This window comes from Bradyrhizobium sp. STM 3566 (genome assembly GCF_045571445.1).
In the GTDB taxonomy this organism is placed as follows: Bacteria; Pseudomonadota; Alphaproteobacteria; order Rhizobiales; family Xanthobacteraceae; genus Bradyrhizobium; species Bradyrhizobium vignae.
Map to the genome: position 1 here is coordinate 4,555,057 of NZ_CP120692.1, position 15,467 is coordinate 4,570,523.

At 63.8% G+C, this 15,467-nt stretch carries 17 protein-coding genes; 4 read left to right on the plus strand and 13 right to left on the minus strand.

Annotated elements, in window-relative coordinates:
* The first annotated feature begins 14 nt into the window (after nucleotides 1–14).
* From nhaD to P6U27_RS22090, 4 genes are all read left to right on the plus strand, one after another.
* Nucleotides 15–1,292, plus strand: coding sequence for a sodium:proton antiporter NhaD (gene nhaD, locus P6U27_RS22075; protein ID WP_129143103.1), 1,278 nt, complete (start codon nucleotides 15–17; stop codon nucleotides 1,290–1,292).
* 137 nt (nucleotides 1,293–1,429) lie between these two features.
* Entirely contained in the window at nucleotides 1,430–3,025 is a 1,596-nt protein-coding gene (locus P6U27_RS22080; protein ID WP_164936831.1) for a HAMP domain-containing sensor histidine kinase, read from the plus strand.
* 44 nt (nucleotides 3,026–3,069) lie between these two features.
* Nucleotides 3,070–3,273 carry a DUF1289 domain-containing protein gene (locus P6U27_RS22085; RefSeq protein WP_407192590.1) on the plus strand — a complete coding sequence of 68 codons (204 nt, stop codon included), beginning with the start codon at nucleotides 3,070–3,072 and terminating at the stop codon, nucleotides 3,271–3,273.
* A 28-nt stretch (nucleotides 3,274–3,301) separates the two neighbouring features.
* Nucleotides 3,302–3,856: a TIGR02281 family clan AA aspartic protease gene (locus P6U27_RS22090; RefSeq protein ID WP_122403879.1), complete on the plus strand. Its 555-nt coding sequence runs from the start codon at nucleotides 3,302–3,304 to the stop codon at nucleotides 3,854–3,856.
* Nucleotides 3,857–3,866: 10 nt separating this feature from the next.
* Here P6U27_RS22090 and dusA read toward each other — a convergent pair whose 3' ends face one another.
* The 13 genes from dusA to P6U27_RS22155 all read right to left on the minus strand — a co-directional run bounded on the left by dusA (nucleotide 3,867) and on the right by P6U27_RS22155 (nucleotide 15,407).
* The gene (gene dusA, locus P6U27_RS22095; RefSeq protein WP_407192591.1) at nucleotides 3,867–4,826 is read right to left on the minus strand and encodes a tRNA dihydrouridine(20/20a) synthase DusA; all 960 of its coding nucleotides are present in this window, start codon (nucleotides 4,824–4,826) and stop codon (nucleotides 3,867–3,869) included.
* 482 nt (nucleotides 4,827–5,308) lie between these two features.
* Nucleotides 5,309–6,292 (minus strand): dihydroxyacetone kinase subunit DhaK, encoded by a 984-nt coding sequence (gene dhaK, locus P6U27_RS22100; RefSeq protein WP_407192592.1) that lies wholly within the window; start codon nucleotides 6,290–6,292, stop codon nucleotides 5,309–5,311.
* Nucleotides 6,293–6,325: 33 nt separating this feature from the next.
* Entirely contained in the window at nucleotides 6,326–6,748 is a 423-nt protein-coding gene (locus P6U27_RS22105) for a hypothetical protein (protein WP_122403882.1), read from the minus strand.
* On the minus strand, nucleotides 6,741–8,360 hold the full coding sequence (ptsP, locus tag P6U27_RS22110) for a phosphoenolpyruvate--protein phosphotransferase (RefSeq protein ID WP_407192593.1): 1,620 nt from the start codon (nucleotides 8,358–8,360) through the stop codon (nucleotides 6,741–6,743). Before ptsP ends, P6U27_RS22105 begins: the two co-directional genes overlap by 8 nt.
* Before the next feature lies 1 nt (nucleotide 8,361).
* The gene (locus tag P6U27_RS22115) at nucleotides 8,362–8,670 is read right to left on the minus strand and encodes an HPr family phosphocarrier protein (protein ID WP_129143099.1); all 309 of its coding nucleotides are present in this window, start codon (nucleotides 8,668–8,670) and stop codon (nucleotides 8,362–8,364) included.
* Between the two features lie 25 nt (nucleotides 8,671–8,695).
* Nucleotides 8,696–9,088, minus strand: a complete 393-nt coding sequence (dhaM, locus tag P6U27_RS22120; RefSeq protein ID WP_129143098.1) for a dihydroxyacetone kinase phosphoryl donor subunit DhaM — start codon at nucleotides 9,086–9,088, stop codon at nucleotides 8,696–8,698.
* A complete protein-coding gene (gene dhaL, locus P6U27_RS22125; RefSeq protein WP_122403886.1) occupies nucleotides 9,085–9,708 on the minus strand; it encodes a dihydroxyacetone kinase subunit DhaL in 624 nt (207 codons plus the stop codon). The genes dhaM and dhaL overlap by 4 nt, the downstream gene beginning before the upstream one ends.
* A 12-nt stretch (nucleotides 9,709–9,720) precedes the next feature.
* The gene (locus P6U27_RS22130; protein WP_407192594.1) at nucleotides 9,721–10,746 is read right to left on the minus strand and encodes an ABC transporter ATP-binding protein; all 1,026 of its coding nucleotides are present in this window, start codon (nucleotides 10,744–10,746) and stop codon (nucleotides 9,721–9,723) included.
* Nucleotides 10,739–11,836 (minus strand): ABC transporter ATP-binding protein, encoded by a 1,098-nt coding sequence (locus tag P6U27_RS22135; protein WP_407192595.1) that lies wholly within the window; start codon nucleotides 11,834–11,836, stop codon nucleotides 10,739–10,741. The genes P6U27_RS22130 and P6U27_RS22135 overlap by 8 nt, the downstream gene beginning before the upstream one ends.
* A gap of 10 nt (nucleotides 11,837–11,846) precedes the next feature.
* Nucleotides 11,847–12,047, minus strand: a complete 201-nt coding sequence (locus tag P6U27_RS22140; protein WP_407192596.1) for a hypothetical protein — start codon at nucleotides 12,045–12,047, stop codon at nucleotides 11,847–11,849.
* Nucleotides 12,044–13,006 carry a carbohydrate ABC transporter permease gene (locus P6U27_RS22145; protein ID WP_407192597.1) on the minus strand — a complete coding sequence of 321 codons (963 nt, stop codon included), beginning with the start codon at nucleotides 13,004–13,006 and terminating at the stop codon, nucleotides 12,044–12,046. Before P6U27_RS22145 ends, P6U27_RS22140 begins: the two co-directional genes overlap by 4 nt.
* Complete coding sequence (locus tag P6U27_RS22150) at nucleotides 13,003–13,977, minus strand: carbohydrate ABC transporter permease (protein WP_407192598.1); 975 nt, start codon at nucleotides 13,975–13,977, stop codon at nucleotides 13,003–13,005. Before P6U27_RS22150 ends, P6U27_RS22145 begins: the two co-directional genes overlap by 4 nt.
* Nucleotides 13,978–14,048: 71 nt before the next feature.
* The gene (locus P6U27_RS22155) at nucleotides 14,049–15,407 is read right to left on the minus strand and encodes an ABC transporter substrate-binding protein (RefSeq protein ID WP_129143093.1); all 1,359 of its coding nucleotides are present in this window, start codon (nucleotides 15,405–15,407) and stop codon (nucleotides 14,049–14,051) included.
* Nucleotides 15,408–15,467 lie beyond the last annotated feature (60 nt).

The following is a 15,467-nucleotide window of genomic DNA, read 5'->3' on the forward strand; positions in this document are numbered from 1 at the left end:
GTTCTGAAACGACCTTGCTGATCGCGATCGCCGCCATCTTCATCCTCGCCTATGCGGCGATCGCGCTCGAGCACCCGCTTCGCGTCAACAAGAGCGCTACGGCGCTGCTCGGCGCTGGGCTGCTGTGGACCATCTACGCTGTCGCAACCGGCGACCACGCGCTGGTCGGCCGCCAGCTCGACGCGTCCGTCGGCTCCACCGCGCAGATCGTCTTCTTCTTGATCTGCGCCATGACGATCGTCGAGGTGATCGACGCCCATGATGGCTTCGAGGTCATCACCTCGCTGATCCGCACCACGAGCCAGGTCACGCTGATCTGGCTGATCGGCTTCGTCACGTTCTTCCTCAGCGCGATTCTGGATAATCTGACGACCACCATCGTCATGATCTCGCTGATCCAGAAGCTGATCGCCCGCCGCGACGACCGCCTGTTGTTCGCCTCCCTCATCGTCATTGCCGCCAATGCCGGCGGCGCCTGGACCGTGATCGGCGACGTCACCACGACCATGTTGTGGATCGGCGGACAGATCTCGCCGCTCAAGATCATGAGCGCGGTGTTCCTGCCCTCGCTGCTCAATCTGCTGGTGCCGCTCGTCTTCATCAGCTTCTCGCTCAGGGGCAAGATCATCGCACCGCCGCCGAAAGATAACGGATTGCTGGCCGTCGACCGGTTCGAGCGCAACCTCATGTTCTATCTCGGCCTCGGCACACTGATCGCGGTGCCGGCGTTCAAGGCGGTCACGCATCTGGCGCCCTTCATGGGCATCCTGTTCGGCCTCGGCGTGCTCTGGCTGGTCGGCGAGATCGTGCATCGCCACAAGGAGGAACACGTGCGCCAGCCTCTCACGCTGGTGCACGCGCTGACCCGGATCGACATGAGCTCGGTCGTGTTCTTCGTCGGCATCCTGCTCGCGGTTGCCTGCCTCGAGCATGCCGGCCTGCTGTCGATGCTGGCGCGCTGGCTGGATACCGCCATCGGCCGCCAGGACGTCATCGTCGTCGTGCTCGGCTTGCTGAGCGCCGTCATCGACAACGTACCGCTGGTCGCCGCGACCATGGGCATGTACGACCTCGCGCATTATCCGCCCGACAGCTTCATCTGGGAGTTCATCGCCTATTGCGCCGGCACCGGCGGCTCGATCCTGATCATCGGTTCGGCGGCGGGTGTTGCCGCCATGGGCCTCGAGAAGATCGAGTTCTTCTGGTACGCGCGCCGCATCGCGGGGCCGGCCTTGGTGGGATATTTGGCCGGGGCCCTGGTGTACATAGCGCAGCACGCGGCACTGCATTGAACGGCGCAGGCGAGATCCGAATTAACGCCGGGTTAACGTAATTCTTTAGCTCCTTAAGTCAGCTCTTAAGGATTTCTTGCCACAGATAGACAATGCAGAAGGCCCGCGTCCGGCGTGGGCAGGAATCGTGTTGCTTGATGAGTAACCCCGCTGAAAAGCCCGAGGTTGTGCAGCTTCCGGCCGAGCCGGTGAGCGCGCCATCGGCGAGCAGCCGAAGGGCTGCGGCGCAGCGGGTGCGCGAGGCACGCGACAAGTTAACGTCGACCAGTGGAACCCGGCCGGCCTTCGACGCCGAGATGCTGCGGCAATACGCCCAGACGCGACTGTCTGCCTCCTATGTCGTGATGCTGCTGGTGGTGGCGACCGGCATGCTGTTCGGGCTGTGGATGCAGCCGATCCCGGCCGCGGCCTGGACCGCCGGCATGCTTTGCATCCACAGCGCCATGATCCGCAGTTGTCGGCGCTTCCTGACCGAGCCCGCCTCGCCCTCCGCGACGCGCGCATGGCGGACGCGCTTTGTCATGCTCGACCTGCTCTATGGCCTGTGCTGGATGGCGATCCTGATCCATCCCGTGCTCGACATGGTCACGGAAACGTTGATGATGTTCCTGATGCTGCTGGTGATCGCAGTATCGAGCATGCTCGCTGCCAATCTGCCGATCGCCGCCGTTGCCGCCACCGCGCCGGTCGCCGTCGCGATGGCGCTGAGCTTCGTGATGACCGGCTCGCTGGACAATTACATCCTGGCGGCACTCGCGCTCGCGGCCGAAGGCTATTTCGTCCTGCTGGCGCACCGCCTGCACTCCTCCACCTTTGCCACGCTGGAAGCGCGCGCAGAGAAGGATGCGCTGATCGGCGAGTTGGAACAGGCCAAGGCAATCTCGGACGAAGCCCGCCACCGCGCCGAAGCCGCCAATGTCGCCAAGTCGCGCTTCCTCGCGCAGATGAGCCACGAGCTGCGCACGCCGCTGAACGCCATTCTCGGCTTCTCCGAGGTGATGAAGAGCGAAATTTTCGGCGCGCATGCGGTGCCGGTTTACAAGGAGTACTCGGCGGACATCCATAATTCCGGCGTGCACCTGCTGAACCTCATCAACGAGATCCTCGATCTGTCGCGGATCGAGGCCGGCCGCTACGAACTCAACGAGGAAGCGGTGTCGCTGGTCGGTATCGTCGCAGACTGCCATCATTTGATGAAACTGCGTGCTTCGAGCCGCGGTATCACCATCCACGAAGTGTTCGAGCAGGCCATGCCGCGGCTTTGGGCCGATGAGCGCGCGATCCGCCAGGTCGTGCTCAATCTGCTCTCCAACGCGATCAAGTTCACCCCGCAAGGCGGCGAGATCTGGCTCAAGGCGGGATGGACCGCCTCGGGCGGGCAATATCTCTCGGTGAAGGATACCGGCTCCGGCATCCCCGAGGACGAGATCCCGGTGGTGCTCGCATCCTTCGGCCAAGGCTCCAATTCGATCAAGTCAGCTGAACAGGGCGCCGGCCTCGGCCTGCCGATCGCCAAGAATCTGATCGACCTGCATGGCGGCACGTTCACGCTGAAATCGAAGCTGCGCATCGGCACCGAGGTAATCGTCACCTTCCCGCCGGAGCGCGTGATGAGCGCGCTGGCGCCGCTGTCGGATGATTCTCCGCCTCTCCAGCCGGAGAGTTCCGTCCTGCCGGACGAGAAACGCCGGCCGCGCCACAAGCCGATCATGAGCGCCGGCACAGGTTCCTAACCAGATGCTTGCCGACATGCCCGATTATCCCTCACTATGTCCGTATGAGCAAAGAAACGCCGTGCGTCGCCGTCTGCATGATCGATCCCAAGACCAAACTGTGCTTCGGCTGCGGCCGGACCTTGCCCGAGATCGCGCGCTGGCACACAATGGAGAGCGTGGACCGGCTCGCGATCATGGCCCTCTTGCCGGCGCGCATGGCGGAGGCTGGACTTATGCCGATTGCGGCGTCGCCGAAACGCACCTGATCCGCCTGCGTACATTCGGAGGCGCGCGATGATCCGCCTCCTGCTCGTTCTGATCATGCTCGCCGGCACGGCAGGTGCCGTCGTCGCCTATGGCGATCCCGACCAGATCGCGCGAGCCAGCCACAAGGTCTCGCACATTTTTCGCGCACAGGCCGCCTCCCCGGCACCGGCCGTCCAGATCCCGCGCAGCCAGGGCGGCGAATTCACGCTGCGCGCGAAGATCAATGGCGTCACCGCACCGATGGTGATCGATACCGGCGCGACGTCGGTGGTGCTGACCTGGGAAACCGCAAAGGCGATCGGGCTGCCGCTCGAAATGCTGGAATACGATGTCGACCTCGAGACCGCGGGCGGTCACACCAAGGCGGCCCGGCTCACGCTCGACCGTCTCGCCGTCGGCAAGCTGGTCGAGAAGTCGGTGCCGGCCCTCGTGGTGCAACGCGGCCAGATGAAGACCAATCTGCTCGGCATGAGCTTCCTGGATCGCCTGCAAAGCTGGGGCGTGCGCGCGGATACGCTGATGCTGACAGGATATCCGGAGCTCCAGAGCAGCCCTCGCCGCTCCCGCACGGCGGTCGACTAGCAAGGGGCGGCTACGCCGCCGCCTCGGCCGGCGCGCTTGCACCGACGCGCGCGATCGCATCGCGCAGCACGTCGAGACCGGCACCCGGCTTCACTCCTTGCTCGGCAAGATGGCGGCGGAACGCCCGTGCGCCGGGCACGGCATGGAATGCGCCGACGAAATGCCGCGTAATGGCGTGCAGCCGGGCGCCGCGCGCCAGCTGCCCTTCGATGTAGGGCATCATCGCCTCGAGCGCGTCCTGCATGGAGGCGTGCGGTGCCGCCTCGCCGAAGATGTCGGCATCGACGCTGAGCAGCCGCCATGGCTCCTGATAGGCGGCGCGGCCGAGCATCACGCCGTCAACATGGGCAAGATGCGCATTTGCCTCGTCAATGCTCCGAACGCCGCCATTGATGATGACGGGCACACCAGGCATCGCGCGCTTGAGCCGATAGACGCGATCATAATCGAGCGGCGGGATGTCGCGGTTCTCCTTCGGCGACAAGCCGTTGAGCCAAGCCTTGCGCGCGTGCACGATCAGCGCATCGCAGCCGGACGCCACCACCGCACGCGCGAGCGCATCGAGCGCGACCTCCGGATCCTGGTCGTCGATCCCGATACGGCACTTCACCGTGACGGGAACGGAGACCACGTGCTTCATGGCATCAACGCATCTCGCCACGAGCTCCGGCTCCGCCATGAGGCAGGCGCCGAAACGGCCGTCCTTCACGCGATCGGAGGGGCAACCGACATTGAGGTTGATCTCGTCATAGCCGAACGCCTCGCCAATCCGCGCGGCCTGCGCCAGCTCCTTGGGATCAGACCCGCCAAGCTGAAGCGCCACCGGATGCTCGCACGCGTCGAACCCTAGCAGCCGCTCCTGGTCGCCATGGATGATTGCGCCCGTGGTCAGCATCTCCGTATAGAGCAACCCCCGCCGCGTCAGTTGCCGATGGAACACCCGGCAATGCCGGTCGGTCCAGTCCATCATCGGGGCACAGCTAAATTTCCAATGATTTTCAATCACTTAAGATTCTCTGTCGATCCAATCCTGGGAGGACACGGCGACGTATCTATACTGGTTTCGTTCGGTTTTTTAGAGATGGTTCGATTATCTAGCCAGTTTTTGGGCAGTCCTTTGCTACCAAATTTGCTGCCAAACCGGCCCGCGCGACGGCTTCGCCGCGAGGGTAAGCCCCATCCACTCCAACGTCGCAGAGGGACGTGATGAACTTGCATCACACACCCGGCCAATCCGACGGCGGCACATAATGGGCTCGTCGGACCAGAGGCGTGCGACGGACAGGGAAATAGCCGTCTGACGCCACATAAAAGAAGCCGTGTCCGAGGGACACGGCAAGTTTCAGGGAGGGGAACCGGAAAATTCCGATACGTGCGTGAGGCGTAGCCCCCGGACCGATCGTCCGCCGGAGCGCGATCGGAAAAAAAATCAGCAGTCGTTCCCAGCCGCGGTCACCATTTCAACGCGGGCGTACGCACGGGATGGTCCCACAGCGCCGCGGTCTCACTATCGAGCAGGCTCACGGTGAGCGAGCACCCGGCCATGTCCAGCGAGGTGACGAAGCTGCCGACCAGCGAGCGAGCGATGCGCAAGCCGCGCTTCTCGAGCATCCGCCGCGCAGCATTGTACATCAGATAGAGCTCGATCGTCGGCGTCCCGCCAAATCCGTTGACGAGCAGGATGGCCTCGCCCCCACCGCGCGCGTCGAGATCCTGCGCGATGGCCGTTGTCATCTCGTCTGCGATCGCATCGGCCTGCTCCAGCTTGACGCGGCGGCGCCCCGGTTCACCGTGAATGCCGACCCCCATCTCCATCTCGTCCTCCCGAAGCGAAAAGGTCGGCGTGCCCGCGGCCGGGACCGTGCAGCTCGTCAACGCCACGCCCATCGATCGCGTCCGCGCATTGACGCGCTCACCGAGCGCAACGCAACTTTTCAGGTCAGCACCCTTCTCGGCAGCCGCGCCGACGATCTTCTCGACGATCAGCGTGCCGGCCACGCCGCGGCGTCCGATGCTGTGGGTGGAGTTCTCGACCGCGACGTCATCGTCCGTCACGATCGTCGCCGTGCGGCCCTCGGCGATCTCGGCCGCCATCTCGAAATTCATGCGGTCCCCCGCATAGTTCTTCACGATGAACAGCACGCCGGCTTCACCAGAAACCGCCTGCGCGGCCTCGACGATCTGGTCCGGCGTTGGCGACGTGAAGACCTGCCCCGGACAGGCGGCATCGAGCATGCCATAGCCGACGAAGCCCGCATGCAGCGGCTCATGCCCGCTGCCGCCACCGGACACGAGTGCGACCTTCTTCGGGTTCAGCTCACGACGTCGCACGAATTTCCGCTCCGGCCCGAGCGCGACGAGATGGGCATGCGCACCAGCAAGCCCGTCGAGACTCTCTGCGAGCACGCCGTCGACCGAATTGATGAACTTCTTCATTGTCTCCTCCCCGTTTTCTCCCCTGGCCTCACGCTATTTTTCCCGCATGATGGCAATCAAGCGCCGCGCAAAATCCTGGAGCAGCGCATCGAGTTCGGCGTTCCGCTTGGCGCTGCCGAGATCCGGCAAATGCAGCGTCAAGCTCCGCTCATGCGATCCCTCCGTCAGCCGGCCGATCCGGCGCGGATGGGCGCGCGCATAGGCACGAAGGAAGGCGGCCTTCGCCTGCGGCGGGAAGTGGCAGACATCGAAGATCGTATTGAGGTGCTGCACGGGTATCGGCACCGGATAGGCGGGGTTGCTGATCTGGCTGACGAAGCTGCGGTTCTTCCCGATGGCATGCGCCAGACGCAGCCGCATGCCCGACGGGCGGCTCTCCAGCACTTCCTTGAAGATGCGCTTGTAGACCGCAACAGCGCCGGCTTCTGCCGGTTCATCGATCGCCGTGTCAGCCAAGCCCGCCTCCGTTGCTCAGCCGGTCGATCGTCCGCTTGATCTGTGCGAGCGCCGATGCATTCACGGACAGCTCCCGCAAGCCGCAATTCAACAATGCGGGAAGGCAGCGCGGGTCGCTGGCCATGTCGCCGCACAGGCTCACGCTGATGCCGGCGCGCCGCCCGTGCTCCGCGGTCCGTGCGATCAGTTCGAGCAAGGCCGGATGTAGTGGATCCATCAAGGGGGCGAGAGCTCCATTGGAACGATCGCAGGCAAGGACATATTGCGCGAGATCGTTCGAGCCGATCGAGAAGAAGGAAGCCTTGAAGCTCGCAATCGCAAGGGCCGCCGCCGGGACTTCGACCATGATTCCCAGCTCGGGGAGCATCGCGTCAATGCCGTCCACCTGCAAGCGCTGCACGATTTCAGCGAACAGCTTCCGCCCTGCTTCGAGCTCGTCCGCCGATGTGACCATCGGAAACATGACCTTGAGGTTTCCGCGCACGGCGGCACGCGCGAGCGCGCGAAGTTGAACGGTAAAGACGTCGGGCCGGGCCAGGCAAAGCCGCAAGCCGCGAACCCCCAGGAAGGGATTGGCTTCGCCGTCCAGCGTGAAGCCGGGCACCGGCTTGTCGCCACCGGCGTCAAATGTACGAATGGTGACTGGACGCCGGTCGGCCCAACGCAACACCGCATCGTAGGCTGCGAACTGGGCCTCCTCGTCGGGCAGGCGCCCCCGCTCGGTGAGCAGAAATTCGGTGCGCATCAGGCCGATGCCATCTGCGTATTGTGCGTCGGCGTGATCGAGATCGTCGACGCGCTGGATATTGATGAACAGCTTGATCCGCTCGCCCCGCCACGAAGCCGTCGGCCGCCGCAGGATTGCGCGCGCAGACGCCCTGCTCTTGCGATGGTTCTCGCGCCGCTTCTCGAACAGCCGGACCTGCTCCGCATTTGGATCGAGCTCGAGCATCGCACTTTCGCCGTCGAGCAGCGCCGTGGCTCCGATCTCCGGAATGGCGCCGAGTTGCACGACCATGGGGATCCCCCGTGCCCGCGCCAGCATGGCGACGTGGCTCGTGGGGCTGCCGCGCAGGAGCGCCAGACCGCCGCCGCTGGACCAGTCGATCTCAAGGAATCGCGAGGGCGGCAGATCGTCGGCGCAGACGACGGCGCCGTTCGGAATCTTCAGGACCTGGCCTTCGCCTCCCCGCAGAATGTTGATCACGCGGTCGCGCAGGTCAGCGAGATCCGACGAGCGCGCCTTCAGATATTCGTCCTCTGCCGAATTGTAATCGGCAATCTGCTCATCGAGCGCCGAACGCCACGCGACGTCCGCAGAACTCCCCTCCCCGATCGACGCGAAGATCGCTTCGATGAAATCTTCATCCTCCAACAATGCGACCTGGAATTCGAGAATTTGCGCGGCTTCGCCTCCGGCGATCGTGGCAAGCTCCGCAATCTGCCCGCTCGCCACGTCTATCGCACTGCGCAGCGCGAGTGCCTCTTCGACCAAGGTACCCGCGACGCGCTCGCCGTTCGTGCCCGCATCGACGCGGACGAACGGGCCATGGGCAAAGCCGATCGAGGCGGTTCTGCCGCGGTAGGCCAGTCCTGTCGCGCCTCCCTGCATGCTACGAAGCTCCGTCCGGAAAATCAGTTGCGATCAGGTCGACCAGCGCCGCGACGGCGGCCTCGGCGTCACTGCCGGATGCCTTGATCTCGATCGTGCTGCCGTGCGCCGCACGCATGGCCATGATCTTGGCCACACTCTTGGCATTGATCCACTCGGCCGCGCCCGCCACCCGAACGAAAATCTGCGCCTCGAACTTCTTGGCAAGCTTTGTGAGCTTGACCGCCGGGCGTGCATGCATGCCCACCGCGTGCACCAGCCGTACATTGCCGATGAATGTCTGTCCGTCCGCTCTGTCCAGCATGCTCATCTTCCATCATCGCTTCGCCGACGCGTCAGTCGGCAGAGAGTTCCTCGGCCACGGCCTTCACCTGGGCCAGTGAGCTGCCGCCCGCCGCCTCGGTCGCCGCCATCACGGCGCCCTCGACGATCGGCGCGTTGCATACGACAACGAGCTCGCGCCGTGCGGGCTCCAGCATTTCGACTGCCATTTCGCTGTTGGTCTCTGCGCCGCCGAGATCGACGAGGATCGCGACGCCCTTCGCCGACCAGGCATCGTTGATGGCATCGATGATCAGGGAGACGCTCGTGCCGAGCCCGCCGTCGGGATTGCCGCCGCAGAAGGCCACCTTGACCTCGCTGCCGACCATCTGCCGCACCATGTCGGCGGTGCCCTTGGCGATATCCTTCGAATGCGAGACGATCACGATACCCACAGTGTCGGTCATTGCTGTCCCTCCAGGCTCGCGCAGACCGCCTGCACGAGTATGCAGCTCGAACGTGCGCCGGGATCGACGTGTCCGACGCTGCGCGGCCCGAGGAACGACGCTCGCCCCTTGGTGGCCTGCATCGGTGCAGTCCGCTCGACTGCTTCGGCAGCAGTGGCTCGGACCCGCGCGATCAGATCCGGCTGACCGGCCGCCGTCCTCAACGTTTCCAGGACGGGAACAAGCACGTCGAGCATTGTCTTCTCGCCGGCCTGCGAGCGCCCCCGCGCGCTCACCGCATTCACGCCGCTGCCAAAGACGTCCGCGAGATCGTCCGGCAGGTGCTTGTCGTGCGAAAGTGCTTCGCCCGCGCCAAGAAAGAAACTGCCGTAAAGCGGCCCGGAGGCGCCTCCGACGGTCATCACCAGCGTCTTGCCGATCATCTTCAGCCCCTCGTCCAGCGGCTGCGCCGAAATGGCATCGAGCTTGCCGAGCACGGCCTCAAAGCCGCGCTTCATGTTCGTTCCATGGTCGCCGTCGCCGATCGCTTGATCCAGGGTCGTGAGTTCCGGCGCGCTCGCGATGACCTGCTCTGCGGCCATCTTGACCAGCGACTTGAATGTCTCGGGTTGCAGCGACATCGAACGGATCCTCTAGTGAACCATCGCAGGGATGCGTTGCCCCGCGCGATCGAAACAGAGCGGATGCAGCAGGTGTAGTTCGACCTCCTGGCCGGACTGAAGCGGCCGGCGCGGATCCGCAAGCGTCACCAGCATCTCGCCCTTGTAGTCCAGGTGGACGTGATTCTGCTCGCCGAGGTGCTCGACGCGGTGCACACGCCCGACCATTCGTCCGCCGTTGCGCGCGGCAATTTGCAGATGCTCGGTTCGGATACCAATGGTCTCCGTCCCCGGCGGCACCGGCACGTCTGACAACAGACGGGCCGGAAGGAAGTTGATCTGAGGCGTGCCGAGGCGCGAGGCGACATAGCTCGATGAAGGACTCTCGTAGATCTCCCGCGGCGTACCGCACTGAAGGAGCTGGCCGTCCCTGATCACGCCGATCCTGGAAGCCATCGTCATGGCCTCGACCTGATCGTGGGTCACGTACAGAATGGTCGCGCCAAGCTCGAGCTGGATCCGCTTGAGTTCGAGACGAAGCTCCGCACGCAGCTTCGCATCCAGCGATGAGAGCGGCTCGTCCATCAGGTAGATCGAGGGATCGCGAACCAGCGCGCGGCCGATCGCCACCCGCTGCATTTCGCCTCCGGACAGACGGGTTGCACGGTTGTTCAGCTTGCTTGCGATGTGCAACAGCTCCGCAGTCCGTTCGACGCGCTTGCGGATGATCGGCTCCGGCACGCGCCGTGCGGGAGAGCGCAACGGAAATGCCAGATTGTCATAGACCGTGAGGTGCGGATACAGCGAATATTGCTGGAAGACGAAGGCGATATCGCGTGATCCCGGCGGATCACGCGTCACGTCGCGGCCGTCGATCATGACCGAGCCGGTGTCGGGGGTCTCGAGCCCCGTGATCAGCCGCAACGTCGTGGTTTTGCCCGCGCCGCTCGGCCCGAGCAGGACCAGGAACTCTCCATCGTTCACCGCCAGCGAAAGCTCGCGGACCGCCTCGGCCGCGCCGAAACGCTTGCTAATGTTGCGCAACGCGACGTCAGCCATGGCGCACCCTCCCCTCATTGGCGGTTCGAACAGCGAGACCGCTGGCGACATCGAACAGCGCCAGCCGCTCGGAGTGGAATTCAAGACCCACCGTCTCGCCGATCCGCACCGACGCGCTGGAGGGCAGCCGCGCCGCAAGGCGTCCGTGCGGCGTGTCGACGGTGACGATCTGCGTGGTGCCGAGATATTCGGCACCGAACACTTCGCCGCGGACGGGAGCCTCGTCGGCAAAGCGGATGTGCTCAGGACGTATCCCGAGCGCCAGCGGTGCGCTCGCACGATCCTCGCGGATCTCCGGGACGTCGACGCTGACGCTATGAAAGGCGACAGTCCGATCCCCCGACCGCAAGCCGCTTTCAAACCGCAGGAAATTCATCGGCGGCGAGCCGATGAAATCGGCCACGAACATGCTGGCGGGCCGGTCATAGACTTCTTGCGGCGAGCCGATCTGCTCGACCCGTCCCTTGTTCATGACCGCGATCTGATCCGCCATCGACATCGCTTCGAGCTGGTCGTGCGTCACGTAAACAGTGGTCGCACCGATGCGCTCGTGCAAGTCGCGAAGCTCGCCGCACATCAGATGCCGAAACTCGGCATCGAGCGCCCCGAGCGGCTCATCCATCAGGAAGGCCTTCGGCCGCCTCACCATGGCGCGGCCAAGCGCGACGCGCTGCCGGTCGCCGCCCGAGAGCTTCGACGTCTTGCTCGACAGGAGATGCTCGATCCGCAGCAGCCGCGCGGTTTCCTGCACCCGCTCGCGAATCTCGCGCCGCCCCATGCCCTGGCACTTCAGGGGAAAGCCAATGTTGCCCGCTACATTCATGTGTGGATAGAGCGCAAAGAGCTGGAAGACGAAGGCGATATCGCGGGCGGCGGCGCGGCGGAAGGTCACGTCCTCGCCGTCGAGCAGGATCTTGCCCTCGGTTGGCAACTCGAGGCCAGCGATCATGCGCAGCGTGGTTGTCTTGCCGCAGCCGGAGGGCCCGAGCATCGCAAAAAAGGTGCCGTCGTCGATGGTGAAGTTCGAGCCTTCAACGGCCGTGAACTGATCGAACGACTTGCGCAGGTTTTCGACGCGGATTTGTGCCATGGCTGCCGCCCTATTCCGGAAAATGGCTGACGATGACGTAGCCAACCGTGCCGGCGAGGATGGTCGCGAAGGAATAGCTGTACAGATCGATCGACCACGGCTGCACCAGCATGACGATGCCGCCCCCGATCAGGGTCATCGCGCCGGCCTCCCAAGGCCCACGCAGCAACCAGCGAGACATTCCGCTTTTTCCAACCGCAGAACCGCTCATTTGCGCACAGCTCCGAAGGTGATGCCGCGCAACAAGTGCTTGCGCAACAACACGGTGAACAGGACGATCGGCACGACGAACAGTGTGGTCGCGGCAGCAACCGCCGGCCAGTCCTGCCCGCCCTCGCCGATGATGAAGGGAATGAAGGGCGGCATGGTCTGTGCCTCGCCGCTCGTCAGGAGAACCGCGAACGCGTACTCGTTCCACGAGAAGATCAGACAGAAGATTGCGGTTGCGGCGATCCCCGTGACGGCCTGCGGCAACACGACCTTGCGCAGGGCCTGGAGCCGCGTGTAGCCGTCGACGAGGGCGGCCTCCTCGTATTCGCGCGGGATCTCGTCGATGAACCCCTTGAGCAGCCAGACCGCGAGCGAGACGTTCACGGCGGTATAGAGCAGGATCATTCCGAGCCTGGTGTCGGTCAGGTTGAGCTGCCGGTACATCAGATAGATGGGGATCGCCACGGCAACGGGCGGCATCATGCGCGTCGACAGGATGAAGAATAGAAGATCGTCTGCCAGGGGAATGCGGAAGCGCGAGAAGGCGTAGGCTGCGAGCGTGCCGAGAAAGACGGCCAGGAAGGTCGAGCCGAACCCGATGATCAGCGAGTTGACGAAGCGCGGCACGACCTTCGACGGTCCGGCAATGACCATGTCGCGCTGGCGCACGAGCTTGTCGTACCACGTGTCCGGCGGCGGCAGCTTGGCGATGAAATCCGGTGTCTGGCGGGTACGTACGGTAAAGAGGTTCACGTAACCCTCGAGGGTCGGCTGGAAGATCACCTTCGGCGGATAGGCGATGGCGTCACTCTGCGACTTGAATGCGGTGGCGACGATCCAGAGCAGCGGCAGGATCGTGATCACGGTGTAGAGGATCACGAGGCCGCCGGCCACGGCCTTCGCGCGCGGCGAGGCCTCCACGATGGAGTGAGCGGTGGACTTGGTGAGGACGGCGGTCATCGTTGCTTCACCTTGTTGAGCGCTTTGACGTAGATGTTGGCGGCACCGAACACGGTCACGAACAGGATGATGGCGAGCGCGGAGGAATACCCGGTGCGCCATTTCTCGAACGCGGCGCGCTTCAGCGTGATCGACACGAGCTCGGTGGTCGAGCCGGGGCCTCCGGACGTCAACAGATTGACCATGTCGAACATCTTGAAGTTCTCGATCGCGCGGAAAAGCACGGCGAGCATCAGGAATGGAACCGTCATCGGCAGCGTGATCGACCAGAACTGCCGCCAGGCTGAGGCGCGATCGACTTCGGCCGCCTCATAGATGTAGTCGGGAATGGAGCGAAGCCCGGCGAGGCAGATCAGCATGACGTACGGAGCCCACATCCAGGTGTCGACCAGCACGATGGTCCAGGGTGCGAGCGAGACCTGCCCGGTCATGCTGAACGAGCTCGGCGGCACACCCGTGAACAGGCTGATCAGGTAGTTGAACGGACCGATCTGCGGCTGCAACAGCAGTGTCCAGAAGTTGCCGACCACCGCCGGCGACAGCATCATCGGCAGCAGGATGATCGTGGTCCAGAAGCTGTGGCCGCGGAACTGGCGGTTGATGAGCAGCGCGAGGCCAAACCCGATGATCACCTGCAGCGTCACTGACCAGATCACGAATTGCGCCGTGGTCTGCAGGCGGAACCAGATGTCCTCGTCGCCGAGAATGTCGGTGAAATTGTCGAGCCCGACGAACCGCAGCGGCAGATAGGACATGCTGAGATTGAGGCTGGTGAACGACAGCCGGATCATCCAGATCAGCGGAAAGATATTGATCGCGAGCAGCAGCCCGATCGTCGGCGCAACGAACAGCCAGGCGATGGTCCGGTCCGACAGGCCGCGGACACGCCGCTTGGCGCGCGATTTGGCGGGCTCACTCACGCCGGCGATCGTAGCATGATCAGGTTGAAAGATCGTCGTCATCTTGTCCATCGGTTGGCTGGTTCGGCTTCCCCGAGGCACCTCCCCGGGGAAACCAGTTCAGTTGATGCGAGAACCCGAGTCTATTGCGACGCGACCTGCTTGCCCTGTTCCTTGAAGACCTTGGTCCAGTCCTTGACGAGGAGATCGAGCGCTTGCTGCGCCGTGCCCTTGTCGGCAACGACGTAGTCATGCACCCGCTTCTGCATGTCGAGCAGCAGTTGCGCGTAGGATGGCTCGGCCCAGAAGTCCTTGACGATGCCCATCGACTCCAGGAATTGCGGTGCGAACGCTGCGCTCTTCGGGAAGTCGGGCGCGTCGACGACCGCCTTGAGAGCCGAGTAGCCGCCGAGCTGCCACCATTTCTGCTGCACGGCGGGCTGCGCGAACCATTTGATGTAGGCCAGCGCGTCGTCCTTGCGGTCGGAGGTCGCGACCACCGAGATCCCCTGCCCGCCAAGCTGGGTGAAGTGTCCGCCTGGACCGGCCGGATTGACGAAGAAGCCTATTCTGTCGCCGCCGACATTCGGATCCTTGTACAGGCCGGGGAAGAATGCGAACCAGTTCATCTGCATCGCCACCTGGCCGGACTTGAAGGCGTCGAGCCCCTCCTGCATGTAGGCGTTGGTCATGCCCGGCGCGGTGCAGCACTTGTAGAGCTCCTTGTAGAACTCGAGCCCCTTGGCCGCCTCGGCCGAATTGACGACGCCCTGCATTTGGTACGGCTTCTTGGGATTGTCGTAGCTGAAGCCGTAATTGTAGAGCACGTTGGTCACGCCCATGGTGATGCCTTCGGAGCCGCGCTCGGTGAAGATGTAGGCGCCGTAGACCTTTTTGCCGTCGATCTCGCGGCCCTGGAAGAACTCGGCGACCTGCTTCAGCTCGTCATAGGTCTTCGGCGGCGCCAGGTCGCGGCCGTACTTGGCCTTGAACGCGGATTGAATTTCGGGCCGCGAGAACCAGTCCTTGCGATAAGTCCAGCCGACCGCATCGGCCATGGCCGGCAGCGCCCAATAGTTCGGCGAGTTCTTCGGCCACTGCGAATAGCCGACAACCGTCGCCGGAACGAAGTCGTCCATCGATATCTTCTCCTTGTCGAAGAAATCGTTGAGCTTGACGTACCACTTGTTCTCGGCGGCTCCGCCGATCCACTGGCTGTCGCCGATGATCAGGTCGCAGAGCTTGCCGTGGGAGTTGAGCTCATTGAGGAAGCGATCGGCATAGCTCGTCCATGGGACGAACTCGTATTTCATCTCGATGCCGGATTGTTTCGTGAAGTCCTTGCCGAGTTCGACCAGCGCATTGGCGGGATCCCATGCCGCCCAGCACAGCGTGAGCTGCTTACCTTGGGCCGCAGCTTCGCCTCCGCCAAATCCCCCCAGCAGCGCCGCTCCGAGAACGGTGGTGGCCGCCGAGCTTCTCAACCAACTGAATGTCCGCATATCCGTTTCCTCTCTCGTTGAAGCATCCAATCCGCTCGGCGCTTCCTGCCGGAACGACGC

Bases quoted from the DNA above. Each gene is read 5' to 3' on its own strand.
- P6U27_RS22080 (WP_164936831.1), top strand. From the start codon at position 1,430: ATGAGTAACCCCGCTGAAAAGCCCGAGGTTGTGCAGCTTCCGGCCGAG.
- P6U27_RS22085 (WP_407192590.1), top strand. From the start codon at position 3,070: ATGAGCAAAGAAACGCCGTGCGTCGCCGTCTGCATGATCGATCCCAAG.
- P6U27_RS22090 (WP_122403879.1), top strand. From the start codon at position 3,302: ATGATCCGCCTCCTGCTCGTTCTGATCATGCTCGCCGGCACGGCAGGT.
- dusA (WP_407192591.1), bottom strand. From the start codon at position 4,826: ATGATGGACTGGACCGACCGGCATTGCCGGGTGTTCCATCGGCAACTG.
- dhaK (WP_407192592.1), bottom strand. From the start codon at position 6,292: ATGAAGAAGTTCATCAATTCGGTCGACGGCGTGCTCGCAGAGAGTCTC.
- ptsP (WP_407192593.1), bottom strand. From the start codon at position 8,360: ATGCAGGGAGGCGCGACAGGACTGGCCTACCGCGGCAGAACCGCCTCG.
- P6U27_RS22115 (WP_129143099.1), bottom strand. From the start codon at position 8,670: ATGAGCATGCTGGACAGAGCGGACGGACAGACATTCATCGGCAATGTA.
- dhaM (WP_129143098.1), bottom strand. From the start codon at position 9,088: ATGACCGACACTGTGGGTATCGTGATCGTCTCGCATTCGAAGGATATC.
- dhaL (WP_122403886.1), bottom strand. From the start codon at position 9,708: ATGTCGCTGCAACCCGAGACATTCAAGTCGCTGGTCAAGATGGCCGCA.
- P6U27_RS22130 (WP_407192594.1), bottom strand. From the start codon at position 10,746: ATGGCTGACGTCGCGTTGCGCAACATTAGCAAGCGTTTCGGCGCGGCC.
- P6U27_RS22135 (WP_407192595.1), bottom strand. From the start codon at position 11,836: ATGGCACAAATCCGCGTCGAAAACCTGCGCAAGTCGTTCGATCAGTTC.
- P6U27_RS22140 (WP_407192596.1), bottom strand. From the start codon at position 12,047: ATGAGCGGTTCTGCGGTTGGAAAAAGCGGAATGTCTCGCTGGTTGCTG.
- P6U27_RS22145 (WP_407192597.1), bottom strand. From the start codon at position 13,006: ATGACCGCCGTCCTCACCAAGTCCACCGCTCACTCCATCGTGGAGGCC.
- P6U27_RS22150 (WP_407192598.1), bottom strand. From the start codon at position 13,977: ATGGACAAGATGACGACGATCTTTCAACCTGATCATGCTACGATCGCC.
- P6U27_RS22155 (WP_129143093.1), bottom strand. From the start codon at position 15,407: ATGCGGACATTCAGTTGGTTGAGAAGCTCGGCGGCCACCACCGTTCTC.